The following is a 23,702-nucleotide window of genomic DNA, read 5'->3' on the forward strand; positions in this document are numbered from 1 at the left end:
TGGCCGAGGTGCCGTAACTTCAACGCCGTGTCCCACCCCGACGACGACGATTCCCTGAGCCGGGCACGTGCCCGCGCGCAACTGCTGGGCGGCGGACGGCGCGGGAAGACCGCCGAGGACGTCGTGCGGCGGGTCTTCGCGATCCAGGCCCAGGACACCACCGCTGCCGGCCTCGGCATCCGGGCGCGCGGACAGGACCTCACCGCCCGGGCGGTCCGCGCCGCGTACGAGCAGGACCGCACCATCGTGCGCAACTGGTTCATGCGCGGCACCCTGCACACGATCCCGGCGGACGATGTCGGCTGGGTCACCCGGCTGCTCGCCCCGCGCGTGCTCGCCGCGACCCGCCACCGCTACCGGGACCTCGGCCTCACTGACGACCTGCGGCACCGCACCGACGCGCTGATCGGCCAGGCACTCGCGGCGCACGGCCCGCTCACCAGGGCCGAACTGGCCGAGCGCCTGGCCGTCATCGGCGTCGACCCCACCGGTCAGACGCCGTTCCATCTGATCCGGCACGCCGCGCTGACCGGGCTGCTCTGCCACGGGCCGCTACGCGCCGGTGAACCGACATACGTGCTGCTGGACGACTGGCTGCCCGCGGCCGGTGAGCGCGGCCCGACCGAGGACGCGGCACTGGAGGAACTGGCTCGCCGGTACCTGGCCGCCTACGCCCCGGCGACCGTCGACGACTTCGCGTGCTGGTCGGGCCTCGCCGTCGGCGCGGCGCGGCGGGCGTGGCAGGACCTGGCCCAGGCCGCGGCGATCGTCACCGACGGCGACGCGACCGTGCTCGCCCGGCGCCCGGAGGACACCGGTGACCAGGCCGGCTCACCGGACGTGCGGCTGCTGCCCGCATACGACAACTACCTGACCGGCTACCGCACCCGGCAGGAGTCGGTCGACGCCGCGTTCGAAGCGCGGGTCTGGCCCGGCGGCGGCGTGATCCGGCCGACGGTGCTGCTCGACGGGCAAGTGGTCGGCACGTGGGCGCGGGGCTCCGGCGGCCGGGCGATCGCCGTGGACCCCTTCTCGCCCCTGGCCGCACAGATCCAGGTCGAGGTCGACCGGGAAGCGACTGCGATCACGCGGTTCCTGCACCCACCACCGGTGTCTACTATGGCGTGATGATCGAGCCGAGCAGTGGACCGCATGCGACTCCCACCGTCCTGTCGGCCGACCGGCCACTGTGGACGCTCATCGGGCCGGGAGTCGCGGCGGTGGTCGCGGCATGCCAGCTCGCCATCGTGTTCGGACCGGCGCACAGTGCCCTCCATCGTGACCTCGATGCCTCGGCCGCGTGGCTCGCGATGACCGTCGTCGCACAGCTGGTCGCCGCCGCACTGGGTGCCGTGCCGGGTTTCCTGCTCGGACGGCGGGCGCCAACGTCGCTGGTCGCGTCGGGACTTCTGCTGATGCTCGTCGGCGCGGTGGTGACCGCACTGTCCGCCACGTCGGCGATGGCGCTGGGCGCGGGGGTGGTGACGGGTCTCGGCGCGGGTGCGGTGCTCGGCACCGCCGCGGGCCTGAGCGGCCAGGCGGGTGCGCATCGAGCGCAGGCGCGCCTGGGGCTCGGGCTCGCCGTGCTCGGCGGGCTGGTGGCGGGGCCGGTGCTCGGCTGGTTGCTGTCGACGATGCTGGGCTGGCGGCCGGCGTACCTGTCGATGGTGGTGCTGATCCTGTTCGCACTGGTCGCGACCGCGGTGGGTGGGATTGTCGCCGCCACGCGCGGTTCCCGGTGACCGGCGTGGTGGCGGCCCTGCCGAGCCGCCACCACCACACTCACCTGGCGGCAGGCCGGTCCGCGCCCGTGTACTGGCGCACGTACGCCCAGACCGGTGCGGATAGTTCCGCATCGGATCGTTTCTGGCCCGCCACCTCGTACCAGGCCAGGTTCTCGATCCAGAACCGGGCGATGAACCGGTCGAAGCCGTCGGCCACCCGCACCAGGTCCTCCACCGCGACCTCGCGGGGGACCTGCTGCAGGTCGTAGGCCTCACCGCCGCACAGCACCTCGTGGCTGCCGTCCGGCAGCAGATGCAGGTACCAGTACAGGCAGCCCTGCTGGTCGTTGAGGAACCGCACCAGCAGCGCCCCGTCGCGCACCGGGCTCGGCGCCACCCGAAGGTCGGCGGCCCAGTAGCAGGACGTGCAGGTCGGCACCGAGTCGCGCAGCACCGGATCGGCCATGAACGCGACGAACTCCGCCGGCAGCGCCGCCTCGTGCCCGGACACGGGCGCGCCGTCGGTGACCGTGTCCATGCCGTACTCCCCGGCGGCGAGTTCGCCCAGCGGCACCAGTTCCCGCATCCACTCGTGCAGACCGCCCGGGTGCCCGAGAGGCAGGGTCGGCAGCCTGTCGTGCGGGCTGCCGCTGTACGTGGCGAAGTCGACCTCGTGGGGGCGGAACCTGCCCAGATCGAACGAGATCCAGCCGTCTTTGACCGTCATGGGCGGCACCTTAGCGGCGACCACCGACGGCGACACCCAGGGCATCGAAGTAGCGACATGTGCCAGTGGTGGTGCCGCAGGCGGCTGCCTAGACTACGTCGCATGGTGCTCCGGAAGCGGTCGCGATGCAGTTGCTGATCAACGGACGGCACCACGAGATCGAGCACGGCGACGAGCCGCTGGTGTGGGTGCTGCGTGACGAGCTGGGTCTGACCGGCACCCACTACGGCTGCGGGATCGGGATGTGCGGCTGCTGCACCGTGCTGCTGGCCGGCCGCCCGGCGCGCAGCTGCCAGATCACCGCCGCGGAGGTCGGCGAGCGTCCCGTGGTGACGCTGGAAGGCCTCGCCGAACGCGACGCCGACGGTGCGGTCGTCGCGTTGCACCCGGTGCAGCAGGCGTTCCTGGAGAATCCGCTGCAATGCGGCTGGTGCCTGCCCGGCCACGTGCTGAGCGCCGTCGCGCTGCTGGCGCGCGACCCGGCACCGGACGCGGCCGCCATCGCCGAAGCCGCGCAGCCGAACCTGTGCCGGTGCGGCGGCTACAACACGATCAAGGCGGCGGTCGCCCGCGCCGCCGAGCTGGCCCGCGACGCATGAGCGACGCCAACGCCGAGCCGCCCGCACCGGTCGGCCGCCGCTGGCGGGTGGCGCGCCGCCGCCTGCTGATCGGGGCCGGGGCGACGTTCGGATCGCTGCTGGTGGGTGTGCCGATCGCGCTGGAGTACGGCCGCCCGTCGCTGGTGCAGTGGATGCTGGAACGCGGCACCGGCCCGACCGAGATCCCCGAGTCGTCGCTGGTGTGGTTCGAGCTGACCCGGGACGGCATCACCCTGCACGTGCCGAAGATCGAGATGGGGCAGGGCATCCACACCGCGCTGGCCCAGGTGGCCGCCGAGGAACTGCGGGTGCGGCCCGATCAGCTGCGAGTGGTGCAGGCCGACACCGCACGCGGGTTCCCGGCGGCGACGCTGTTCACGTTCGGCTCCACGTCGGTGGCCTCGCTGTACACCCCGATCCGCGAGGCGGCCGCCGCGGTGCGGTCGATGCTGGAGCTGGCCGCGGCGGGGCAGCTCGGCGTGCAGGCGCAGCAGCTGACCGCGGCCGACGGCATGTTCCAGGTCGCCGGATCGGAGCGGCGGCTGGCCTACTCCGAAGTGATCGCCGCGCATCAGGGGCCGTGGCAGGAGCCCGCCGAGCGGCCGGTGCTGCGCCCGGCCGGGGAGTTCACCAGCATCGGCCGGTCCGTGCCCAGGGTCGACTTCCGGGCGAAGGTGCTCGGTGAGGCGGTCTACGGCTACGACGCCCGCCTGCCGGACATGGGCTACGGCGCGTTCGCCGTGCCGCCGCGCTTCGGGGCGCGGCTGGAGAGCGCCGAAGCGGGCGACGCCGCGGGCATGCCCGGCGTGCGGCAGGTGGTCGTCGACGTCGCGGCCGGGTTCGCCGGGGTGGTCGCCGACACCAGGACCCGGGCCTGGGCGGCGGCGCGGGCCCTGAAGGTGAGCTGGAGCGAGGGCACCCGCGTCGACACGGCGGCGCTCGAACAGCAGGTCACCGCCGGTGACGGTGTGGTGCTGCGCCGGGACGGCTCGATCCGCTCCGCCCTGTCGCAGGGCAGGATCGTCGCAGCGGAATACCGTACGCCGATGGCCGCCCACGCCCACCTGGAGCCACTCGCGGCGCTGGCCCGGGTGGAGCCGGGCCCGGCCGGCAAGGTCGAGGTCTGGGTGCCGACGCAGAGCCCGGAGAGCGTGCTGGAGGACCTGCACGCCGCGCTGGGGGAGGACCGGCCGGTCGTCGTCCACGTCACCCAGCTCGGCGGCTCGTTCGGGCGCAAGGGCGGCCAGCACCTGGCCGTCGAGGCGGCGCGGCTGTCCGCGGCCACGGGCCGGCCGGTGCACGTCGGCTGGACCCGCGACACCGACCTGCGGCAGGCGTTCTACCGGCCGCCGACGCACACCAGCATGCACGGCTCGATCGGGCCCGACGGCATGATCCGGGGCGTGGAGCAGCACAGCGCCGCCGGGGACATCATCTGGGCGGTGGCGGGGCTGCCCGAGCCGGTGCGCAGCCTGCTCGGTTTCGATCCGGGCGGGCTGCTGGGCCTGTTCCTGCCGTACGACCTGCCCGCGTACCGGCTGGTGAACCGCCGCGAGCAGCTGCCGGTGCCGACCGGTCCGTGGCGCGGGCTGGGCCTGCTGCCCAACACGTTCGCGCTGGAGAGCTTCTTCGACGAGCTGGCCGAGGCAGCCGGGTCCGATCCGCTGACCTACCGACTGGCGCACCTGCGCAAGAGCGGCGAGCAGGGGGAGCGGCTGCGGACCGTGCTGCGCACCGCGGCGCAGATGGCGGGCTGGGGTGAATCGCTGCCGCCCGGCCGGGGCCGGGGCATCGCGTGCTCCGGTGACGTCGGCACGGTGGTGGCCGTGGTCGCCGAGGTCGACCTGTCCGGCGGTCGGCTGCGTGTCACGGGTATCGACGCGGCGGTGGACTGCGGCCTGGTGGTCAACCCGGCCGGGGCGAAGCTGCAGGCACAGGGGTCGATCGTGATGGGGCTGAGTTCGGCGCTGCGGGAGAGCCTGCAGATCCGCGATGGGCAGGTCGTTTCGGACAACTTCGACAGCTACCCGATCCTGGACATGGCCGACACGCCGCCGGTGCGGGTGACGTTCACCGGCGGCGGAGACGTGCCGCACGGGATGGGTGAGCCGGTGGTCGGGCCGGTGCCCGCCGCGGTGGCCAACGCGGTCCATGCCGCAGGCGGCCCGCGGCTGCGCAGCCTGCCGTTGCGGCTGTGAGGGTGCTGACGGCGCCGAGCGTGGGCGAAATCGTGGCCGGGTCGGGTCAGACAACTGCCTGGCCCGACCCGGCCGGTGTGGTTCAGTCCGCCACGGTGCCGCCCGCGGCCAGCCGCATCATGTCGGAGTTCAGGTCGATGGAGACCTCGGTGCCGCCGGCGCTGCCGAACTCGTGCTGGTAGCTGTGCCAGGACTCGTCTCTGACCTGGCGGGCGAAGCCGCTCTCCATGAGCAGCACCAGTTCCAGCACCGCCCGGTCGACGCGTTTGTTCAACCCCGGGTCGCCCCAGTCCTCGGGCGCGGCGAACAGCGACGTCGGAGCCACCACCGTACGCAGGAAACCGAACAGCGACCGCAGCTGCTCGTCGACGACCAGGGAGTGCCGGGCCGTGCCGGCGGTCGCGGCGAGGATGACGGGTTTGCCGATGAGCAGGTCGTTGTCCAGGACCTGGAAGAACGACGAGAACAGCCCGCTGGGCGCGGCCTTGTAGACGGGCGTGGCGGCGATGACGCCGTCGGCCCGGCCCAGGGCCTCGATCGCGAGCTGCAGCTTCGGGCCCACGTGGTTGGCGGTCAGCGCGGTGGTGATCTCGGCGGCCAGCTCACGCAGGTCGACGACCCGCACGTCGACGGTGCCGCCGCGCCGGGTCACCAGGTCGCGGGTCCGCTGGGCGGCCCGGTCGGCGAGCATCCGGGTCGAGGACGGGTCACCGATGCCGGCGGTGACGACCACGAGGGTGTACGGGTCGGTCATGGGCGGGAAACCTCCGGGTCGTCGGTCGGGGCGCCGGCTCCGGCCAGCTTCCAGCAGATCGTGGCGAGCTGCTGGAGTTCGTCGCGGCTCAGTTCGGCGGTCACGGCCCGGGCGACCTGCGCGGCGTGCCGCCGTCCGATCTGGCGTTGGGTGTCGCGGCCGGTGTCGGTCAGCGACAGCCGTACGCCACGCCCGTCGGCCGGGTCGGGGCACCGCTCCAGCAGCCCCCGCTCGGCCAGCCGGTCCACCATCCGGGACAGGGCCGGCTGGCTGAGCAGGACGTGGCGGCTCAGCTCGCCGATGCGCAGCGGCTCGGGATACTTCGACAGGGTGTAGAGCACGTCGTACTCGCGCATCGACAGGTCCTGCCAGATGTCGGTGTCGGCGAACTGTTTCATCATCCGGGCGTGCGCGGTCAGCAGCCCTTCCCAGGCGTGGTTGGCCAGCCGCCCCCGGTCGGACATCAGTTGCCCGGCTGCGCGGCCTGGGCGACCTGGTCGGTGTCCTGGTAAGGCGAGCCGCCGGTCACGTTGTCGCCCCGGTTGGCGTTGGGGCGCGGCTGACGCGGCACGAGGTCGCCGTACTTGGTCTTGACCCGGGCGGCGTGGGTGGGCGCGTCGGGCACCTGCGGGTCGCGCTTGGCTGCCAGCTCCTTGCGCAGCGTCGGCACGACCTCCCCGCCGAGCAGCTCCAGCTGGTCGAGGACCGTCTTGAGCGGCAGGCCCGCGTGGTCGATCAGGAACAGCTGGCGCTGGTAGTCGCCGAAGTGCTCGCGGAACGTCAGCGTCTTGTCGATGACCTCCTGCGGGCTGCCGACCGACAGCGGCGTCTGCCGCATGAAGTCCTCCATCGCCGGGCCGTGGCCGTAGACGGGCGCCTCGTTGAAGTACGGGCGGAACTCCTTGATCGCGTCCTGGGACCGGCGCGCGATGTAGGCCTGCCCGCCGAGGCCGACGATCGCCTGCTGCTCGGTGCCGTGGCCGTAGTGCGCGTACCGCTGCCGGTAGAACTTGATCAGCCGCATGTAGTGCTCCTTCGGCCAGAAGATGTGGTTGGCGAAGAAGCCGTCGCCGTAGTAGGCGGCCTGTTCGGCGATCTCGGGCGTGCGGATGGAGCCGTGCCACACGAACGGCGGCACGTCGTCCAGCGGCCGCGGGGTCGAGGTGAAGCCCTGCAGCGGGGTGCGGAACTTGCCCTCCCAGTCGATGACGTCCTCGCGCCACAGCCGGTGCAGCAGGTTGTAGTTCTCCAGCGCCAGCGGCAGGCTCTGGCGGATGTCCTGCCCGAACCACGGGTACACCGGGGCGGTGTTGCCGCGGCCGAGCATCAGGTCCATCCGGCCCTTGGACAGGTGCTGCAGCATCGCGTACTCCTCGGCGATGCGCACCGGGTCGTTCGTGGTGATCAGCGTGGTGGACGTGGTCAGGATCAGGCGCTCGGTGGCGGCCGCGATGAACGCGAGCAGCGTCGTCGGCGCGGAGGAGAAGAACGGCGGGTTGTGGTGCTCGCCGATGGCGAACACGTCGAGGCCCACCTCCTCGGTCTTCTTCGCGATCTGCACGACCGCGTCGATGCGCTCCGCCTCGCTGGGCGTGTGGCCCGACACCGGATCGCGCGTGATGTCGCTGACCGAGAAAACTCCGAACTGCACGAGAACCCCTCATTCCACTCACACCGGGCGCGGTGGCGACCGGAGAGTCCATGCGTTTGCATAAACATAAACCGCCGCACCCCCCTCGGTATTCCACCGTGACGCACCCGACACCACCGACCACCCGCCGCGCGCCGTCCCGCAAGCAAGATCGCCGTTCGGTGTCTTGATCTGCGGCTGGACCCCAGATCGAGACACCAAACGGCGATCTTTGCGCCCGCCCGCGGGCGGCTACTCGGCGCGTAGGGCGGTCGCCACCCGGGTGCGGGCCGCCCACCCAGCGGGCAGCAGCGCGCCGAGCACCGCGAGGACGATCCCCGCGCCGCCGAGCAGCACCAGTACGGCGGGCTGGTAGACCTCCATGGCGGACTGCGGCAGCGCGGTGCTCGCGGCCTCGCCCATGATCGGGATTACGGCGTGGTGCAGGGCGATGCCCAGCGGCACGGCGATCACCCCGGCGAGCAGGCCCAGTCCCACCATCGATGTGATGATCATGGTGCGGGTCTGGCGGGGTGTCATGCCCAGCGCCTTGAGCACGCCGATCTCGTGGATGCGCTCGCGGGTGGTGAGCACGACGGTGTTGAGCACGCCGAGCGCGGCGACGACGCTGAGCAGCAGCGTCAGCGTGGCGATCAGCGACTGGATGATCAGCATCGTCTCGCCGTCCTCGCCGACGGTGCGGTCCTCGACGTACACCCCGGAACTCTCCTCCGGGAACGTGGCCTGCAGCGCCTTCGTGTACGCGCCGGGGTCGGTGCCGGGCGTGAGCGCGACCTCGACGCGGGCCATCATCGGCTCGGTGACCAGCGACGTGTCGCCGATGACCGTGTACCGGTCGCTGCCGTCGATGACCTCCGCGACGATGGTGACGACGTGCCCGCCCGGCAGGGTGAGCCGGTCGCCGACCTGATATCCGGTCTGGCGCAGGAAGTACGACGAGACCATGACCTCGCCCGTGCCCGAGTACCAGCGGCCGGTGACGATGCGGTAGCCGTTCCAGCTCGCGTCGCCGGTGTAGCCGTGCAGGTTGACCTCCTGGCCGATGCCCGCGACCCGGATCTCGGCCTCGCGGAGCAGGGTCGAGTGGGCGGTTCCCGGCAGCGCGGCGGCCGCCGCGGCGACCTCGGCGGGGTCGGGCGGTTCGATCGTGCCGCCGCCGGGCCGGGCCCGCATCGGGCCGAACGCTCCCGGGATCATGACCTGGGCTTCCACGTGCACGGCGTCGATCCGGGTGAACGCCGTGTTGACCTCGGTCATCGACGCGGACAGCCCGCTGGAGAAGACCAGCGTGACCGCGCCGAGCAGCAGCGCGACCAGTGTCGCGACGGCCCGCGACGGCCGCGCCAGCGGCATGCCGAGGCCGAGCGCGACCGAGCGCGGCAGCGCGGAGGCGGTCAGCGCCCGGCGAGCCCGGAAGCCCCGGCCGGTACGCGGCGCGCGCCCGACGCTGATCGCCTGGTTGGCGGCCAGCCGCCCGGCCCGGGTCGCCGGACCGAGCGCGGCGAGCGCGACCAGCACCGGCGCGGCCAGCAGCACCAGCCCGATCACCCACAGCGGGACGCCCGCACCGTCGCCCGGTATGCCGTACGCGTCGTCGGTCTCGGCGAGCAGCGGCACCGCCAGCACCGCACCCAGCCCGACCCCGAGCGCCGCGCCCACCAGGGACGGGACCAGCACCTGGGCGAGGTACACGGCGACGACCTGGCCGGGAGTGAAGCCGATGGTCTTGAGGATGCCGATGGTGCGGAACCCGGAGACGACCGCGCCGTTGACGACGTTGACCGTGATCAGCACGGACAGCACGATGCCGAGCACCGCGAACGCGACGACGAACGGTGCGATGGCCGAGATGGACCGGTTGAGCGCCTGCCGCACGGTCAGGTACGTCGTCGCGCCGGTGACCGCCCCGCTGGGCAGGGTCGCGGTGGCGTCGGCCAGGGCGGCGCGCAGCGCCGTGTCGTCGGCGCCGGGGGTGGTGAAGCGGTAGAGCATCTGCCGGGCGACGTCGTCGCCGGTGAGGACGTCGCCCTGGGTGGGCCACACCCAGGCCTCGGCGGTGCCGGTGACCGACGCGGCGATGCCCGCCACGCGCAGTTTCACCCCGCCGACCGTCACCTCGCCGCCCGGCGCGATGCGCGGTCCGGAGGTGCGCCGGGTCAGCACGATCTGCCCGGGGCCGGTCAGCCACGTGCCGGTGCTGACGGTGATCCGGTCGACGGGACCGTTCTGCTCGCTGCGGCCGACGACCACGACCTTCATGCCCTGCGGCCCCATCACGCCGCTCAGCAGCGCGGTGACCAGGTCGTACGGTCCCGCGGCAGCGGCGACCCCGGCGGCCCTGCCGGTGGCGGCGACCTGGTCGGCGGGCACGTCGGCGCTGACCGTGGCGGTCACGTGGGAGCCCGACGCGTCGGCGAACGCGGTGTCGAACGGCCCGTGCGAGGCGACGAGCAGTCCGACGCCGAGCACGGCCGTGGCCGCCGACAGCAGCACGACGACGCCGACGATCACGGTCTGCAGCCTGCGCCGCGCGACCGCCGACCGGGCCGCGGCGACCACGGCCCGGCCGCCCCGGCCGCGGCGCGGCACGTCGAACCGCACGGGGCCTGGTTCGTCCGGTCCGGTCGCCACGCCTGGCCGGGCGGGGCGGGTGCCGGTCAGCTCGGCGCTCATGCGGGCACCGCCTCGGCGGCGTGGCCGTCGCGCATCGTGATCAGCCGTCGGCCCGCGGCCGTGGCGAGCTGCGGGTCGTGGGTGACCAGCAGCAGGGTCAGGCCGTCGGCGGACAGCTCGTGCAGCAGGTCGCGTACGCCCGCGGCGGCCTCCTGGTCGACGGCGCCGGTGGGTTCGTCGGCCAGCAGCAGCTGCGGCCGGTTCATCAGCGCGCGGGCGATGGCGACCCGCTGGCGCTGCCCGCCGGACAGCCGCGCCGGGTACTCGTCGGCCTTGCCCGCGATGCCGAGCCGGTCGAGCAGCTCGTCGGCCCGCGAACGGGCCTGGGCGGGGCGGGTTCCGGCCAGCCGGGCCGGCAGCAGCACGTTGTCCCGCACGGTCATCTCGTCGAGCAGGTGGAAGAACTGGAAGATGATGCCGATGTGCGCGCTGCGGAAGCGGGCCAGCGCGCTCTCCGACAGCTTGTCCACGCGCACCCCGGCGACCTCGACGCTGCCGCCGGTCGGCCGGTCCAGGCCCGCGATGACGTTGAGCAGGGTCGACTTGCCGCTGCCGGACGGGCCCATGACCGCCACGGCCTCCCCGGCGTGCACGGTCAGGTCGACGCCCGCCAGGGCGGGCGGCCCGGCCGCCTCGTACGCTTTCGCCACGTCACGCAGGCGGATCAGTTCGGTCATGGTCAATGGCCCCTTCCGGGTCGGACATCGGACCCGGTGACCGTAGGCAGCGGCGGCGCCCTGACGCGTCCGGCGCACGAGCGAACCTGGCGGGGCGGCGTCCGCCACGATGATGAGGCGGGTAGTCATCACGGCGGACGCAGCCCGCGGCTGACCTGGGCACAATGGGCGGCGTGCCGATAGACCTGCGCCGCCTGCCCGACCGCCTCGGGGTGCCCCGGACCGACTTCGCCCTCGCGGCGATCCTCGTGGTGGCCGGGGTCGTCTGGGCGGCGACGAGCGGGGGACTGCGGGGTGACGCGGCCGCCCCGGTGCAGTTGGACCTGCCCGGCATGGGCCTGCGGCCCCAGTACCCGGCGCTCCCCGAGGTCCCGGACGTGCCCGGGGTGGGCCGCGTGCCGATGCCGCCGCCGGGCTTCCGCCCGCACGAGGAGGACGGCGGCGGGACGTCGGTCGGCATGCTGGCCGTCAACGTGATCGCCGCGGGGATGGTGGCGGTGCGCCGCAAGTGGCCGATGACCGCGCTCGCCGTCGCGGCCGGAGCCGTGTTCGTGATCCAGGACGGCCTGCTCTGGCCGGGTTTCCTGGCGATCCTGATCTGCGCGTACTCGGCGGTCGCGTACGGCCGGTCCGTGCGGTGGGCGGCGGCGCTGCTGGTCGTCTCGGCGATCATCTCCGCGACCCTGTTCGCCCAGTCGATCCCGCAGATGCCCGGCTGGGCCAGCCCGTTCGCGGTGCTGGTGCCCGCGGGCCTGGTCGCGTTCGCGCTGCGCAACGCCCGCGGCCGGGCCGACGCGGCCGCCCGCCGCGCCGCCGCGCTGGAGCTGGAACAGGCGGCGACGGCCCGCGCCGCGATCGTCGAGGAGCGGGCGCGCATCGCCCGCGAGCTGCACGACGTGGTCAGCCACCATGTCAGCGTGATGGTGGTGCAGGCCGGCGCGGCCGGGAAGGTCATCGACCGGCGGCCCGACCTGGCGGCGGGCGCGCTGTCGGCGATCGAGGACAGCGGCCGGGCCGCGATGGCCGAGCTGCGCCACCTGCTGGGCCTGATGGCGCCGGTCGACGACCGCCTGCACCCGCAGCCCGGCCTGCGCGAACTCGACACCCTCGTCGACGCGGTACGCGCCGCGGGCCAGCCGGTGACGCTGCGCCGCGACGGCGCGGACGTGCCCGAGGGCGTCGACCTGACCGCGTACCGGGTGGTGCAGGAGGGGCTGACCAACGCGCTGCGGCACGCGCCCGGTGCGCGCACCGCGGTGGACATCCGACGCGACGGCGGTGACCTGCTCGTCGAGGTCAGCAACGAGGTCCCGACCGCCGAGCCCGGCGGCCCCGGAGCCGGGCGCGGCCTGCTCGGGCTGCGCGAGCGGCTGCGCCTGCACGACGGCACCCTGCAGGCCGGCGCCGCGCCGGGTGGCGGGTTCCGGCTGACCGCCCGCATCCCGGCGGCGTCATGAGCGAGGCGCAGATCAGGGTCGTCGTCGCCGACGACCAGGCGCTGGTCCGCAGCGGGTTCACCATGATCCTCGCCGCCGCGGGCCTCGACGTGGTGGGGGAGGCCGCCGACGGCGAGGCCGCGCTGGCGGCGGTGCGGCGGCTGCGCCCGGACGTGGTGCTGATGGACATCCGCATGCCGGGCATGGACGGCCTGGAGGCGACCCGCCGCCTGCTGGCGACCGGCGCGACGACCACCGCCGGCGAGCCCACCCGGGTGATCATCCTGACGACGTTCGACCTCGACGAGTACGTCTACGCGGCGCTGCGCGCCGGGGCGAGCGGATTCCTGCTCAAGGACGTGACGCCGGATCACCTGGTGCACGCGGTGCGGCTGGTCCGCGACGGGGATGCGCTGCTCGCGCCGTCGATCACCCGCCGGCTGGTCGACCGGTTCACCTCGACCTCCGGCGTACGCGAGGACCACGGTGCGCTGCCGACGCTGACCGCCCGCGAGCGCGAGGTGCTGGTGCTGCTGGCCCGCGGACTGTCCAATGCCGAGCTCGCCGCGCAGCTGCAGCTCGGCGAGGCGACGGTGAAGACGCACGTGGCCCGGATCCTGGCCAAGCTCCAGCTGCGCGACCGGGTCCAGGCGGTCATCTTCGCGTACGAGAGCGGCCTGGTCAGCCCCGGTTCGTGACAGCCGCCGCCACGACCCGCCCACCTCGGCATGCTCGTGCGCCATGCGGTGACCGTGGTGGCCCGGCGAGTTCGGGCTGCGTAGCGTGTCGGACCTGAGCGCGCAGTGGCTGCCCGCGTGAGTGACTTCCCGTTGGGCGTCGGCGCGGCGGCGCAGGATGTGACGGCGTCCTTCACCGCGGCCGGGTTCGAGGCGGCGACGGTCAGCGCCGTCGGCATGCGGGCCGGCGGCGCCGCGCCCGCAGGACGCCATCTGCAGGTGCGGTTGCTGCTGGACCGGCCGTTCGGGTTCGTGGCCAGGCATCGCCCGTCGGGCCTGGTGCTCGTCGCCGGCTGGGGCGCCCAGGCGGGCCCGCAGCCTGACGCCGCGCCCCGAACTCGGCCCTGACCTGCGGTGACGCCGCCCGGGCGCGCGGCGGCACCGCGATAATGGAACGGTGCGACCGGCGGCGGCCTGGAAGATCGGCATCGGCTCGGTGCTGATGGCGCTCTCCGGCCTGCAGGTGGTGGCCCCGGCGTGGCTGTTCGCACCGCCGCAGGAGCGCTTGTTCGGACTCCCGCCCGGACCCGTGGTCGTGCTCGGTCTCAGCTCGGCGCTGTTCGCGTTCGGGGCCATCGTCGCCGGCGAAGGGATCTGCCAGGCCTTCGGCAGCACGTCCCTGTGGGATGTCGTCGTGCGGGACCCGCTGATGCTGCTGCGGCTGCTCGCCTGCGGCGTCGTCGCCGGGCTCGTGTTGGAGATCGCCGCGCAGTGGCTGGGCCGGCTCTGGTACTACCCGTGGTGGACGACCTGGTTCTACGCGCTGGTGCTCGTGCCGGGCTTCGCGCTGTACTGGCTGTTCATCGTGGAGAGCTACCTGGCGGCCAAGGCCGTGCTCGACGCGGTCGCGCGCCGCCGGACCGTGCGCGGGCCCGTGCGGCTCTGGCCGGTCGGTGCGGCCGCCCTCGTCGTCTTCGCCGTGCTGTCCATCCGGTGGTACGCCCAGCGTGGCTTCACGTTCGACGTCACGGGCCCGACGCCGGCCGCCCCTCCGTTCGGCTACGCCGTCCTGGCCTTCACCGGGGTGGCCCTGCTCAGCAACGCGCTGGTGACGGCCGCGGCACGCCTGTACTGGGTGCCCTTCGCCGCCATCGTGCTCGCGGCGGCCGTCGTGTCGGTGGCGTTCGAGCTGCCCAACGCCATGCACTGGCACTGGGCGTACGACCATTTCCCCGGTCCGGTGCTCCCGGGCGGCCTGCCGCTGACGATGTTCCTGGCGTGGCCGATGCAGTACGTGGTGTTCCTGGCGGTGCCGAGCGCGATGCTGCCCGGCCTGGCCGCATTGTTCTGGCAGCCGGCTCCGGCCGGCCTCCGCTCAGGGGGTGAGGTCGGCGACGTCGAGTCCGAGCGTCCGCAGCAGGCCGGCGTTGGACGCGACATCGATGATCTCGGGTAGCTGCCGGTCGACGAAGTCAGCCCGCCCGTCCTGACCCTTCTCCCGCAGCGCGGCCAGGATCCCCGCCTTGTCGACTGTCGCGACCCCTGCTTTGGCGATCGGGGCGGAATTGTCGGGCACGGTGGCTCCTTCACAAGCTCGACGAGCGGTTCGACCAGCACGGTCTGCAAGTGAGTGCCAGAAACGCCATGGGCGTGAAACGGATCAGGTGATCTGCCTGAACAGTACCGCTACGCCTCCTGACCGGGAATCGATCGGCAGGCCGTCGCCCGCCGCGCGGCCGGGGCACTGAAAATTCCGATAAAATACCTTTCGAGCATCTGAACCGCTATGCAGCCATTCGAGGAGTCGCGTCGTGGGTGGCATCGCTGACCTGGGGGGCACCTCGGGATGGGGTCGGGTTCACCCGCCGAGGGCCGATGAACCGGTCTTCGCCGAGCCCTGGCAGGGCCGGGCCACCGCGCTGACCATCCTGGCCATCCGCCTGTCCGGGCGGAACATCGACGCGTTCCGGTACGCGCTGGATCGCCTGGACCGAGCCGCCTACCTCGACCAGGGCTACTTCGGCCGCTGGCTCAACGCCGCCGAAATGATGCTCGTCGAAGGCGCCGTGCTCGCCCCCGGCGAGCTCGACGCCCGGGCCCGCGCCCTGAGCGACGGACACGTCGAGAATCCCGGCGAACCCGCCCGACCCGACCCGTCGGCGCCCGCGTGGCCGGCCGCACCCGGCTCGCTGCGCACCATCGACGCCGCACCCGCCTTCGCGGTCGGCCAGCGGGTCCGCGCCGGGAACGGCTCACCCGCCGGGCCCACCCGCCTTCCCGGCTACGTCCGGGGACATGTCGGCATCGTCGAGGCTGTCCAGCCCGCCGCCGTGTTCCCCGACACCAACGCCCTGTTCCAAGGTGAGAACCCCCAGTACGTCTACTCCGTACGTTTCGCGTCGCACGAGCTGTGGGGCGAGCACGCCGACTCCTTCGCCGTCACCGTGGAACTTTTCGAGAACTACCTGGAGGCCTGCTCATGACGACCGGCGGCGGTGCAGACCGCGTCCCTTCCGCAGCCCTGCGCACCGCGGCACTCGAACAGCTCCTCGTCGAACGGGGCCTGGTCGACCCCAGGATGGTGGACGCCTTCATCGCCAACTACGAGACCAACGTCGGCCCGCTCAACGGCGCCAAGGTCGTCGCCAAGGCCTGGACCGACCCCGACTACCGCAGGCGGCTGCTGGCGGAGGGCACCGCCGCCATCAAGGAACTCGGCTTCGGCGGCGCCCAGGGCGAGCACATCGTCGTCGTCGAGAACACCCCCACCGCCCACAACGTCGTGGTCTGCACCCTGTGCTCGTGCTACCCGTGGCCGGTGCTGGGCCTGCCGCCGAGCTGGTACAAGGACCCCGCCTACCGCGCCCGCATGGTCCGGGAACCCCGCACCGTCCTCGCCGAGATGGGCCTCGACCTCGGCGACGACGTCCAGATCACCGTCCGTGATTCCACGAGCGAGGTCCGCTGGCTCGTCCTGCCCGAGCGGCCCGCCGGCACCGAGCACCTGAGCGAGGCGGAACTCGTCCCGCTCATCACCCGCGACGCCATGGTCGGCGTGGCGAAGGTGGCCGCGCCATGACGGCCCCGCTCGACTTCGACGGGGTCGTCGCCCCGCCCCGCGCCAACGGGGAACTGCTGTTCGCCGAACCCTGGCAGAGCCGCGCCTTCGGCATGGCCGTCACCCTGTACGAGACAGGCGCCTTCACCTGGCCCCGGTTCCAGGCAGCACTCATCGCCCGCATCGGCGCCTGGGAGAACGCCGCCGACCAGGACGGGCCCTGGAGCTACTACGACCACTGGCTCGGCGCGCTCGAAGACGTGCTGGACGAGCAGGGCACCGTCTCCCACGACGAGGTCGCCATCCGTGCCCACGCCCTGACCCGGCTCCCGACCGGCCACGACCACCATCACTGATCCCGCGTTGCGGGCCGGTGAGTTCGGCCGGGCGCCCGCTGCCAGAATGGATCATCAATGACCGCCTCGCGCAAGGAGTAGCCGGTATGCGAATAGCCGTAGTCGGTGCCACCGGGCGGATCGGCTCCCTGACCGTCGCCGCCCTGCAGCGGGCCGGGCATGACGTCGTGCCCGTCAGCCGCACGCACGGTGTGGACGTCGTCGCCGGCACCGGCCTCGACGACGTGCTGGCCGGAGTGGCCGCGGTCGTCGACACCACCAGCGTCAACGCCGCGACCGAGGCCGAGGCCGTCGGCTTCTTCACCACCGCCACCGCCAACCTGCTCGCCGCCGAACAGCGGGCCGGGGTCGGCCACCATGTCGTGCTGTCCATCGCCCGGGTGCGCGACGTGCCCGGCAACGCCCATCACGCGGGCAAGCGCGCACAGGAGGCCGCCGTCGAGGCCGGGCCGATCCCGTACACCATCGTGCCCGCGACACAGTTCCACGACTTCCCCGTGACGGTCGCCGGGTGGGTCGAAAAGGAGGGTGTCGCGCAGCTGCCGCCGCTGCTGATGCAGCCGATAGCCCCTGCCGACGTCGCTGACATCCTCGCCCGGGTCGCCGTCGGCCCCCCGCAGGGCCGCCACCGCGACATCGCCGGGCCCGAGCCGCAGGATCTGATCGACATGGCCCGGCGCACGCTCGCCGTGCAGGGCCGCGACATCCGCCTGGTGCCGACCTGGCGCGGCGGCATCTTCGACCTGTCCATGTCGGGCGATGCGCTGCTCCCCGCGGCCGACGCGGAGATCGCCCCGACGACGTTCGACGACTGGCTGGCGGCTCAGCGCTAGCTAATCGGCGGGGTAGCCCAGCCGCTCCGCCAGGTCGCGGTATCGCGCCCGGAAGGCCTTGCGGTGCCGCTCGGTGAAGTGGTTGCGCCAGTCGCCGGGCACGCCGTTGCGGTAGTGGTTCATCTCGTCCACCTCACCGGGCCTGCGGTCGGAGTCGGACAGCCGGGTGAACGTGTAGTGGTCCACCGCGAGCTGCGGGTACGACCGCGGTAAGCGGTCCAGGGTGAACGCGGGCAGCGCGCGGCGCAGCCTGGCACCGGGCTCGGCCCGCAGCGCGGCCAGGCGCCACCGCACCGCGGCGGTGCGGACCCACTCGCCGACCGCCCGGCGCGGGATCAGCAGCCCGTAGTGCTCGAAGATCTGCGTCCACACGGCGACCTGGTCGCTGATCTGGTCCTCCATCCGCAGCTCCAGCACCTCCGGCTGGTGGTAGTCCCAGGTGCTCATGTGGTCGAGGAAGTAGCCGCTGAACTCGATCTCCTCCAGCAGGCCGTCCGGGACGTCCAGTTCCCGCAGGCGTCTGCGGTGGTCGATGAGCTCGTGCCAGGTCACCCCCAGCGCGTGTACGCCGTGGGTGTTGCGGTGGCTGAAGTATCCCGAGACCACGATGTCGCGCGGGTCGCGGATGACGTTGACGGTGCGCCGCGGCGGCAGGGTCTCGTAGTCCCGCTGCTCGATGTTGGTCAGCGACAGCAGGTCGACCCGCTCCTGGCGGACGAGTTCGGCCAGCGAGCCGTGGGACGCCCACTGCTCCGGCGCGATGACGGTGACCATGTTCAGGCCGAGCAGGGCGGCGGCCTCCCGCAGGATGGCACGCGACCAGCTGGACGCCGCCTTGTGGCGGCCGGAGTAGACGAGCAGCACGCGACCTCCAGGCCCGCTTCCTCGGCCTCGCCGTATCGAGGTTGTTCGAAGTCAATAATCTTGCAACATTCCTAACTGATAGACAAGCACCTCCCCTTCGGGGCTTCGCGCCTGCTCCGGCCACGACGACCAGGCCCGCTCAAGCGTGGTGGGGCGGGGGTCGTCGACCCCCGCCCCACGATCACGTCCGGTTAGGAGTACACCTCGACTTCATAGATCCGGGCGGCGCTGTCGGTGGTCGACGTCGGCGCGGAGATGTTCAGCCGCACGTAGCGGCCGGTGGCCGCGCTGAGGGGATGGGTGGTCGTGCTCGCGGTGTTGCCGGTCACGGTCGCCACGGTGGTCCAGGTGGTGCCGTTCGCGGACACCTGCAGGGTGAAGTCGCGCGTGTTCCACGCGGTGTTCTCCCCGCCGGCTCCGGCGTGGCGGACGGTGATCGAGCTGACCGGGTAACTCGCGCCCAGGTCGACCTGCCACCACTTGGTGGCGCCGAGCGAGCACCACTTGTCGGTCGTGCCGGCGGTCCAGGTGCCGTTGACGGCCTTGGCCGCGGCCTCGTTGGCGTTGCAGGACGAGTCGGCGGTGGCGGTCTTGCCGAGCGCGACGTTGACCGGGCCGGTGCTGCCGCCGTACGCCTCGAACTCGTAGATCCGGGCCGCGGTGTTGCCGTCGTTGGCCGGGGTGGTGATGTTGAGCCGCAGGTGGCGTGCGCTCACGGCGGCGATCGGATGGTAGGTGCGGCTGGTCCGGTTGCCGGAGACGGTCACCCTGGTGGTCCAGGTGGTGCCGTCGGTGCTGGTCTGGATGTTGTACGCGCCGGTGTTCCAGCCGCTCTGCTCGCCGCCGAGCGCGGCGTGTTTGACCACGAACGAGGTGACGTTCTGCGTCGAGCCCAGGTCGACCTGCAGGAACTTGGTCGCGGCGCTGGTGCAGAACTTGCTGTTGTTCATCAGCGACCCGTCGACGGCCTTGTCCGGGCCTTCGGCCGCCCCGCACGCGGCGGACCCGGTCGCGGCCTTGCCCGCGGTGAGGTTCGCGCCCAGCTCGGGGGCTGCGGCGGGCGGGGACCAGCCGTCGTTGAACGACGGCGGCACGTCCGCCGCGCCGGTGCCCCAGGTGCCCGGGCTGGACCCCATCGTGAACGACAGCGTCGCGCCCGCGGCCAGGTCCGGGTAGCGCAGGTAGTTGCGGGTGGTCGCGGTGCCGTTGCGGGCGAACGACTGCACGTACTGGCTGGTCGGACCCGCGCCGGTGGCGTTGATCTGGATGTTGCCCGCGGCGCGCTGGATGAGGATCGACGGGAACAGCGGCCCGTGCAGGGCCAGCACGTCCGCGCCCGGCGTGGGCGGGTACATGCCCAGCGCCGCCCAGACGTACCAGGCCGACGTCGCGCCGAGGTCGTCGTTGCCGGGCAGGCCGCCCGCGCCGGTGGTGAACGACTCGTTCATCACCCGCCGCACCGCGGCGCTGGCCCCGGCCGGCTTGCGCGCGTAGTGGTAGGCCCACGGCACGCCGTGCTCGGGCTCGTTGCCGATGTAGAAGTACGGCTGGGTGAGGCCGCCGTTGAGCTGAGTGAAGTGGTGGTCGAGGCGCTGCGCGGCGGTCTGCGGTCCGCCCATCAGCGCGATGAGGCTCGCGAAGTTGTAGGTGACCATCCAGGTGTACTGCGAGGCGTTGCCCTCGGTGTAGCCGGAGCTGCTCGCCGGCGTCAGCGGCCAGGTCCAGCTGCCGTCGGCGTTGCGCCGGTGGATGTACTGCGACTCGGGGCTGTACACGTTGGCCCACCACTGGGCGCGGCCGATGTAGGTGCTGTACTTCGCGGTGTCCCCGAGCGCCTGCGCGAACTGGGCGACGGCGAAGTCGGAGGCGGAGTACTCCAGCGAGTCGGACGGGTCCTCGTCGATGAAATGCTGGCTGACGTACTCGCCCTGGCGACCGCGGATGGCGCTGCCCTGCGCGGTGCCGCCGTTGGAGCCGGCGTGCATGAGGGCGAGCGCGGCCGCGGTGTCGAACGAGCGGGCGCCGAAGGCGTACATGCTGGCGACGACGATCGGGCCGGGATCGCCGCTCATGATGAAGTCCTCCTGGTTCTGCTGCGACCATTTGGGCAGCAGCCCGCCCTGCTGGCCGTCGAGGACCATTGACTTGGCGATGTCACCCGCCTCGGCGGGCGCGATGAGCGCGACCAGGGCGGCCCAGGAGCGGTAGATGTCCCAGCCGGAGTAGTTCTGGTAGACCGGGTGGGCGGCGGTGTGCACGGCGTTGTCGAAGCCGCGGTACTGGCCGTTGACGTCGCTGGCGATGTTGGGGTTCTGCAGCACGTGGTAGAGGGCGGTGTAGAACTTCTGCAGGTCGGTGGCGCTGCCGCCGGTGGCCTGCACCCGGTTCAGGATGGTGTTCCAGGCGGTGTCGGCGGCGTTGCGCACGCCGGTGAAGTCCCAGCCCGGGTTCTCTGCGCTCAGGTTGGCCTGGGCGTTGGCGATGCTCACGAACGAGATCGCGGTCTTGACCTGCACGACGCTGTTGGCGCTGGTGTCAAAGGTGAGGTAGCCGCCGGTGTTGACGCCGCTGGCGCTGGTGGACCCGGCGCTGATCGTCGCGCCGTTCCAGGTGCCGACGCCGGTCGGGCTGCGGTCGAACACCATCGCGAAGTAGATCTGGTACGTCTTCGACGAACCGCAGAAGCCGCCGGCGGTGACCTGGCCGGTGACGTTCGCGCCGCTGATGGAGATCGCGCCGGTGCGGTTGCCGGTGGCGCTGCGGCTGGTGTTGACCAGGACCCGGGCGCTGGTGGTGGCGGGGTAGGCCAGTCTCATCATGGCGGTGCGGGTGGTCGCGGTCAGCTCCGCGGCGGTGTTGCCGTAGGTCGAGAGCACCGCCTTGTAGTAGCCGGCCTGGGCGATCTCGCTGCCCTTGACCTGGGTCGCCTGGTAGTTGGTCCACGCGGTGCCCGGGGAGGAGCCCAGGGCGCCGGTGATCGGCAGGATGCCGATGTCCTCGTTGTTGGCGCAGCCGGCCCCGTTGAAGTGGGTGAGGCTGAACTCCTGGATCTGGGTGTCGGCGTAGCGGTAGCCGGACGGGGATGCCGTGGGGGTGTCGGGGCTGAACTGGACCATGCCGAACGGCAGCACCGGGCCGGGCACGGTGCTGCCGCCGGCGCCGCCGGGCACCGGGTTGGGGGAGTTGCTGTCGTCGGTGCCGATGAACGGGTTGACGTGCGGGGTGAGGTTGAGGTCGGCGGCGTGCGCCGGGGCGCTGAGCGCGGCGGCTGCGGTGACGCTGACGAGGGAGGCGGTCGCGAGCAGCGCGAGCCGGGCGCGCCAGCGGGATGGCGAGGTTCGAGGCATGTCCGTTCTCCTCAGGGGACGGAGACAACGTTGTCAACGTGCACCTGACAGACAAGCCTCTTTACTTAAATATGTCAATGCCCGGACGGCGGCCATCGACGGGCGGATCCACTGCGTCCCGCTCGGGCCGCGGTGGATCCGGCGGTCTCGCCGTCTTCGCTCAGCACATGCCGTGGGGCGGCTTCGCGGCCTGCGGCACTGCCTGCTCGCAGATCAGGATGCCAGCGCTTTGGCCTTGAGCACGTCGAATTCGGCCTGGGTGATCGTTCCGGTGTCGAGCAGGGACTTGGCCTGCGCGATCTGGTCGGTGGGCGACATGCCCGTGCCGACGGCGGACCGGATCTGTGCGTCCATCTGCTGCTTCATGGCTTGCTGCTGCTTGAGGCCGCGCTCGGCCATCCCGCGGCCACGCGCGATGAGGTAGATGAAGACGCCCAGGTAGGGCAGGACGATGACCAAGATGATCCACAGGGTCTTCGCCCAACCCGAGGTCTCGTGATCGCGGAAGAGATCCGAGAAGACCATGAACAGCAGCCAGAACCAGATCACGAACAGGAAGAACTCGAACATCCAGAGCAGGAAGTCGCCATTGCCGAACGAGGACTGAGCCAAGGTCATCATGTGTTTCCTCGGGCTGTCGAAGGTCACCGACCCGGGAGCTGTCATCACCGGATTCCTTCCACGCTATGGCAAATCGGGCCAGGATGAAGCTAAACGTCTCGAAAAGTGCTGTTTCTGGCCCGGTTCCCCGAACCGACCCGTCCGGATCGGCGTGATCCGGGACACAACCCGGACAATCGGCCGCCGGCCGCGGTCATACCTGCATGGGGCTTTTCCTGCGTACCGGGGTTTCGGCGGCTGAGGGCTATCGACGTCAGTCGCTGAAGGCGGCCGACGGGGCGGTGCGCCGTCGGCACCGTCCGGACTTCTTTTCAACATCAACAGTTGACGGGGTCGTAACACGCGACCTATCGTTCGTCGAACCGGTTAGTCGAAGCGTTTCGACGACGGGCCGAGGTAGTCTCACCGCTGGTCAAGGAGGTGCGCGCATGGCCACCATGCATGACGTCGCGCGCCTTGCGCGGGTCTCGGTCAGCACCGTGTCATACGTGCTCACCGGCACTCGCCCGATCTCCGAGGCCACCCGCACCAGGGTGCTCGCGGCCATGGCCGAGCTCGACTACCAGCCGAACGCGATGGCCCGCGGCCTGGCCACCCGGCGCAGCCGGATCGTCGGCCTGCTGATGCCGATGGACGAGCGCGGGCTGGGCGCGACCGAGACCGCGTTCGTGACCGGGGCGGCGGCCGCCGCCAGCGCGGCGGGCTACCACCTGGTGCTCTCGCCGGTCGGCACCACGGACCTCGACGTTCTGCGCCGGCTCGCGACCCAGGGCATGTTCGACGGGGTCGTGCTGATGGAGGTGCAGGTCGAGGACGGCCGCGTCGCCGCGCTCCAGGAAGCCGGCCTGCCGCTGGTGCTGATCGGCCGCACCGGCGACACCGCGGGGCTGTCATATGTCGACATCGACTTCGAGCAGACCGTGCACGAGGCCGTCGACCACCTGGTCGGGCTCGGCCACCGCCGGATCGTCTACGTGAACCACTCGGCCGAGGCCATCGCGGCCGGCTACGGCCCGGCCGTGCGCACCCGGACCGCCTTCTGCGCGGCGATGGCGGGGCACGGGCTGGAGCCCGTGATGATCGCGTCCGAGGACAGCGCCGCCGGCGGCAGGGCCGCGTTGAGTGCCGCCGTCGCGCAGGTGCCCGACCTGACCGCCGTGCTCGCCATGAACGAGAGCGCGATCTTCGGCATCCTCGGCGAGCTGGCCAACCGGCGTCGTGCGGTGCCCGAGGACGTCTCGGTGGTCTCGATGGTGACCTCGCCGCAGGTGGCCGAGCTGGCTCATCCGGCGCTGACCGCGATGACCTCGCCGGGCGCGGCGCTGGGCCGGATCGCGATGGAGGCGCTGCTGCGCCAGTTGGAGGGCGTGGCCACCGAGTACCACCAGCAGCTACTGCCGTGCGTGCTGGAGGTCCGCGGGTCGACCGGCCCGGCTGCGCGCACCGTCGGTGATGGAGAACTGACCGGTTCGGGTCCGCCGGACAGGTGACAGGCAACAGTCCGTCC

At 72.2% G+C, this 23,702-nt stretch carries 23 protein-coding genes; 13 read left to right on the forward strand and 10 right to left on the reverse strand.

Going from position 1 to position 23,702, the window contains the following annotated elements:
* Positions 1-27: 27 nt before the first annotated feature.
* On the forward strand, positions 28-1,128 hold the full coding sequence (locus HAV39_RS12780) for a winged helix DNA-binding domain-containing protein (protein WP_191839412.1): 1,101 nt from the start codon (positions 28-30) through the stop codon (positions 1,126-1,128).
* Positions 1,128-1,742, forward strand: a complete 615-nt coding sequence (locus tag HAV39_RS12785; protein ID WP_191839413.1) for an MFS transporter — start codon at positions 1,128-1,130, stop codon at positions 1,740-1,742. The genes HAV39_RS12780 and HAV39_RS12785 overlap by 1 nt, the downstream gene beginning before the upstream one ends.
* Positions 1,743-1,782: 40 nt before the next feature.
* Here HAV39_RS12785 and HAV39_RS12790 read toward each other — a convergent pair whose 3' ends face one another.
* Entirely contained in the window at positions 1,783-2,451 is a 669-nt protein-coding gene (locus tag HAV39_RS12790) for a hypothetical protein (protein WP_191839414.1), read from the reverse strand.
* 125 nt (positions 2,452-2,576) lie between these two features.
* Between HAV39_RS12790 and HAV39_RS12795 the strand changes: the two genes are divergently transcribed.
* Positions 2,577-3,050, forward strand: a complete 474-nt coding sequence (locus HAV39_RS12795) for a (2Fe-2S)-binding protein (RefSeq protein ID WP_191839415.1) — start codon at positions 2,577-2,579, stop codon at positions 3,048-3,050.
* Positions 3,047-5,248 (forward strand): xanthine dehydrogenase family protein molybdopterin-binding subunit, encoded by a 2,202-nt coding sequence (locus tag HAV39_RS12800; RefSeq protein WP_191839416.1) that lies wholly within the window; start codon positions 3,047-3,049, stop codon positions 5,246-5,248. The genes HAV39_RS12795 and HAV39_RS12800 overlap by 4 nt, the downstream gene beginning before the upstream one ends.
* Positions 5,249-5,330: 82 nt before the next feature.
* On the opposite strand, the gene HAV39_RS12805 is transcribed toward HAV39_RS12800, so the two are convergent.
* The 5 genes from HAV39_RS12805 to HAV39_RS12825 all read right to left on the reverse strand — a co-directional run bounded on the left by HAV39_RS12805 (position 5,331) and on the right by HAV39_RS12825 (position 11,003).
* Positions 5,331-6,002 carry a CE1759 family FMN reductase gene (locus HAV39_RS12805; RefSeq protein WP_191839417.1) on the reverse strand — a complete coding sequence of 224 codons (672 nt, stop codon included), beginning with the start codon at positions 6,000-6,002 and terminating at the stop codon, positions 5,331-5,333.
* The gene (locus HAV39_RS12810; protein WP_191839418.1) at positions 5,999-6,466 is read right to left on the reverse strand and encodes a MarR family winged helix-turn-helix transcriptional regulator; all 468 of its coding nucleotides are present in this window, start codon (positions 6,464-6,466) and stop codon (positions 5,999-6,001) included. The genes HAV39_RS12805 and HAV39_RS12810 overlap by 4 nt, the downstream gene beginning before the upstream one ends.
* Complete coding sequence (locus tag HAV39_RS12815; protein WP_191839419.1) at positions 6,466-7,653, reverse strand: LLM class flavin-dependent oxidoreductase; 1,188 nt, start codon at positions 7,651-7,653, stop codon at positions 6,466-6,468. Before HAV39_RS12815 ends, HAV39_RS12810 begins: the two co-directional genes overlap by 1 nt.
* Before the next feature lie 231 nt (positions 7,654-7,884).
* The gene (locus HAV39_RS12820) at positions 7,885-10,326 is read right to left on the reverse strand and encodes an ABC transporter permease (RefSeq protein ID WP_191839420.1); all 2,442 of its coding nucleotides are present in this window, start codon (positions 10,324-10,326) and stop codon (positions 7,885-7,887) included.
* Positions 10,323-11,003: an ABC transporter ATP-binding protein gene (locus tag HAV39_RS12825; protein ID WP_191839421.1), complete on the reverse strand. Its 681-nt coding sequence runs from the start codon at positions 11,001-11,003 to the stop codon at positions 10,323-10,325. Before HAV39_RS12825 ends, HAV39_RS12820 begins: the two co-directional genes overlap by 4 nt.
* Positions 11,004-11,176: 173 nt before the next feature.
* On the opposite strand from HAV39_RS12825, the gene HAV39_RS42625 reads away from it, so the two are divergent.
* The 4 genes from HAV39_RS42625 (at position 11,177) to HAV39_RS12845 (ending at position 14,572) form a co-directional block, all read left to right on the forward strand.
* The gene (locus HAV39_RS42625) at positions 11,177-12,460 is read left to right on the forward strand and encodes a sensor histidine kinase (protein WP_191839422.1); all 1,284 of its coding nucleotides are present in this window, start codon (positions 11,177-11,179) and stop codon (positions 12,458-12,460) included.
* A complete protein-coding gene (locus HAV39_RS12835; protein WP_191839423.1) occupies positions 12,457-13,137 on the forward strand; it encodes a response regulator in 681 nt (226 codons plus the stop codon). Before HAV39_RS42625 ends, HAV39_RS12835 begins: the two co-directional genes overlap by 4 nt.
* 117 nt (positions 13,138-13,254) lie before the next feature.
* Positions 13,255-13,524: a hypothetical protein gene (locus HAV39_RS12840; RefSeq protein ID WP_191839424.1), complete on the forward strand. Its 270-nt coding sequence runs from the start codon at positions 13,255-13,257 to the stop codon at positions 13,522-13,524.
* Between the two features lie 49 nt (positions 13,525-13,573).
* A complete protein-coding gene (locus HAV39_RS12845; RefSeq protein WP_191839425.1) occupies positions 13,574-14,572 on the forward strand; it encodes a hypothetical protein in 999 nt (332 codons plus the stop codon).
* Here HAV39_RS12845 and HAV39_RS12850 read toward each other — a convergent pair.
* Entirely contained in the window at positions 14,492-14,692 is a 201-nt protein-coding gene (locus tag HAV39_RS12850) for a hypothetical protein (RefSeq protein ID WP_239120333.1), read from the reverse strand. The genes HAV39_RS12845 and HAV39_RS12850 overlap by 81 nt on opposite strands.
* Positions 14,693-14,927: 235 nt before the next feature.
* On the opposite strand from HAV39_RS12850, the gene nthB reads away from it, so the two are divergent.
* From nthB to HAV39_RS12870, 4 genes are all read left to right on the forward strand, one after another.
* Positions 14,928-15,599, forward strand: a complete 672-nt coding sequence (gene nthB / locus HAV39_RS12855; protein WP_191839426.1) for a nitrile hydratase subunit beta — start codon at positions 14,928-14,930, stop codon at positions 15,597-15,599.
* A complete protein-coding gene (gene nthA, locus HAV39_RS12860) occupies positions 15,596-16,195 on the forward strand; it encodes a nitrile hydratase subunit alpha (protein ID WP_191839427.1) in 600 nt (199 codons plus the stop codon). Before nthB ends, nthA begins: the two co-directional genes overlap by 4 nt.
* Positions 16,192-16,530 carry a nitrile hydratase accessory protein gene (locus tag HAV39_RS12865; protein ID WP_191839428.1) on the forward strand — a complete coding sequence of 113 codons (339 nt, stop codon included), beginning with the start codon at positions 16,192-16,194 and terminating at the stop codon, positions 16,528-16,530. Before nthA ends, HAV39_RS12865 begins: the two co-directional genes overlap by 4 nt.
* Positions 16,531-16,616: 86 nt before the next feature.
* Positions 16,617-17,363 carry an SDR family oxidoreductase gene (locus HAV39_RS12870; protein WP_191839429.1) on the forward strand — a complete coding sequence of 249 codons (747 nt, stop codon included), beginning with the start codon at positions 16,617-16,619 and terminating at the stop codon, positions 17,361-17,363.
* On the opposite strand, the gene HAV39_RS12875 is transcribed toward HAV39_RS12870, so the two are convergent.
* The 3 genes from HAV39_RS12875 to HAV39_RS12885 form a co-directional block, all read right to left on the reverse strand.
* The gene (locus HAV39_RS12875; protein WP_191839430.1) at positions 17,364-18,227 is read right to left on the reverse strand and encodes a sulfotransferase domain-containing protein; all 864 of its coding nucleotides are present in this window, start codon (positions 18,225-18,227) and stop codon (positions 17,364-17,366) included.
* Between the two features lie 191 nt (positions 18,228-18,418).
* The gene (locus HAV39_RS12880) at positions 18,419-21,574 is read right to left on the reverse strand and encodes a GH92 family glycosyl hydrolase (protein ID WP_191839431.1); all 3,156 of its coding nucleotides are present in this window, start codon (positions 21,572-21,574) and stop codon (positions 18,419-18,421) included.
* 213 nt (positions 21,575-21,787) lie between these two features.
* On the reverse strand, positions 21,788-22,222 hold the full coding sequence (locus tag HAV39_RS12885; protein WP_239120331.1) for an SHOCT domain-containing protein: 435 nt from the start codon (positions 22,220-22,222) through the stop codon (positions 21,788-21,790).
* A gap of 401 nt (positions 22,223-22,623) precedes the next feature.
* Here HAV39_RS12885 and HAV39_RS12890 point away from each other — a divergent pair, with 401 nt between their 5' ends.
* A complete protein-coding gene (locus HAV39_RS12890; RefSeq protein ID WP_191839432.1) occupies positions 22,624-23,685 on the forward strand; it encodes a LacI family DNA-binding transcriptional regulator in 1,062 nt (353 codons plus the stop codon).
* Positions 23,686-23,702 lie beyond the last annotated feature (17 nt).

Origin of the sequence: Catellatospora chokoriensis, from assembly GCF_011297315.1 — a bacterium.
Lineage (GTDB): Bacteria > Actinomycetota > Actinomycetes > Mycobacteriales > Micromonosporaceae > Catellatospora > Catellatospora citrea.

What these genes read in the sequence shown, in the direction of transcription:
- HAV39_RS12810 (WP_191839418.1), bottom strand. Translation starts at nt 6,466, where the DNA reads ATGTCCGACCGGGGGCGGCTGGCCAACCACGCCTGGGAAGGGCTGCTG.
- HAV39_RS12865 (WP_191839428.1), top strand. Translation starts at nt 16,192, where the DNA reads ATGACGGCCCCGCTCGACTTCGACGGGGTCGTCGCCCCGCCCCGCGCC.
- HAV39_RS12785 (WP_191839413.1), top strand. Translation starts at nt 1,128, where the DNA reads ATGATCGAGCCGAGCAGTGGACCGCATGCGACTCCCACCGTCCTGTCG.
- HAV39_RS12880 (WP_191839431.1), bottom strand. Translation starts at nt 21,574, where the DNA reads ATGCCTCGAACCTCGCCATCCCGCTGGCGCGCCCGGCTCGCGCTGCTC.
- HAV39_RS12790 (WP_191839414.1), bottom strand. Translation starts at nt 2,451, where the DNA reads ATGACGGTCAAAGACGGCTGGATCTCGTTCGATCTGGGCAGGTTCCGC.
- HAV39_RS12820 (WP_191839420.1), bottom strand. Translation starts at nt 10,326, where the DNA reads ATGAGCGCCGAGCTGACCGGCACCCGCCCCGCCCGGCCAGGCGTGGCG.
- HAV39_RS12835 (WP_191839423.1), top strand. Translation starts at nt 12,457, where the DNA reads ATGAGCGAGGCGCAGATCAGGGTCGTCGTCGCCGACGACCAGGCGCTG.
- HAV39_RS12825 (WP_191839421.1), bottom strand. Translation starts at nt 11,003, where the DNA reads ATGACCGAACTGATCCGCCTGCGTGACGTGGCGAAAGCGTACGAGGCG.
- nthA (WP_191839427.1), top strand. Translation starts at nt 15,596, where the DNA reads ATGACGACCGGCGGCGGTGCAGACCGCGTCCCTTCCGCAGCCCTGCGC.
- HAV39_RS12805 (WP_191839417.1), bottom strand. Translation starts at nt 6,002, where the DNA reads ATGACCGACCCGTACACCCTCGTGGTCGTCACCGCCGGCATCGGTGAC.
- HAV39_RS12890 (WP_191839432.1), top strand. Translation starts at nt 22,624, where the DNA reads ATGGCCACCATGCATGACGTCGCGCGCCTTGCGCGGGTCTCGGTCAGC.
- HAV39_RS12795 (WP_191839415.1), top strand. Translation starts at nt 2,577, where the DNA reads ATGCAGTTGCTGATCAACGGACGGCACCACGAGATCGAGCACGGCGAC.
- HAV39_RS12870 (WP_191839429.1), top strand. Translation starts at nt 16,617, where the DNA reads ATGCGAATAGCCGTAGTCGGTGCCACCGGGCGGATCGGCTCCCTGACC.
- HAV39_RS12800 (WP_191839416.1), top strand. Translation starts at nt 3,047, where the DNA reads ATGAGCGACGCCAACGCCGAGCCGCCCGCACCGGTCGGCCGCCGCTGG.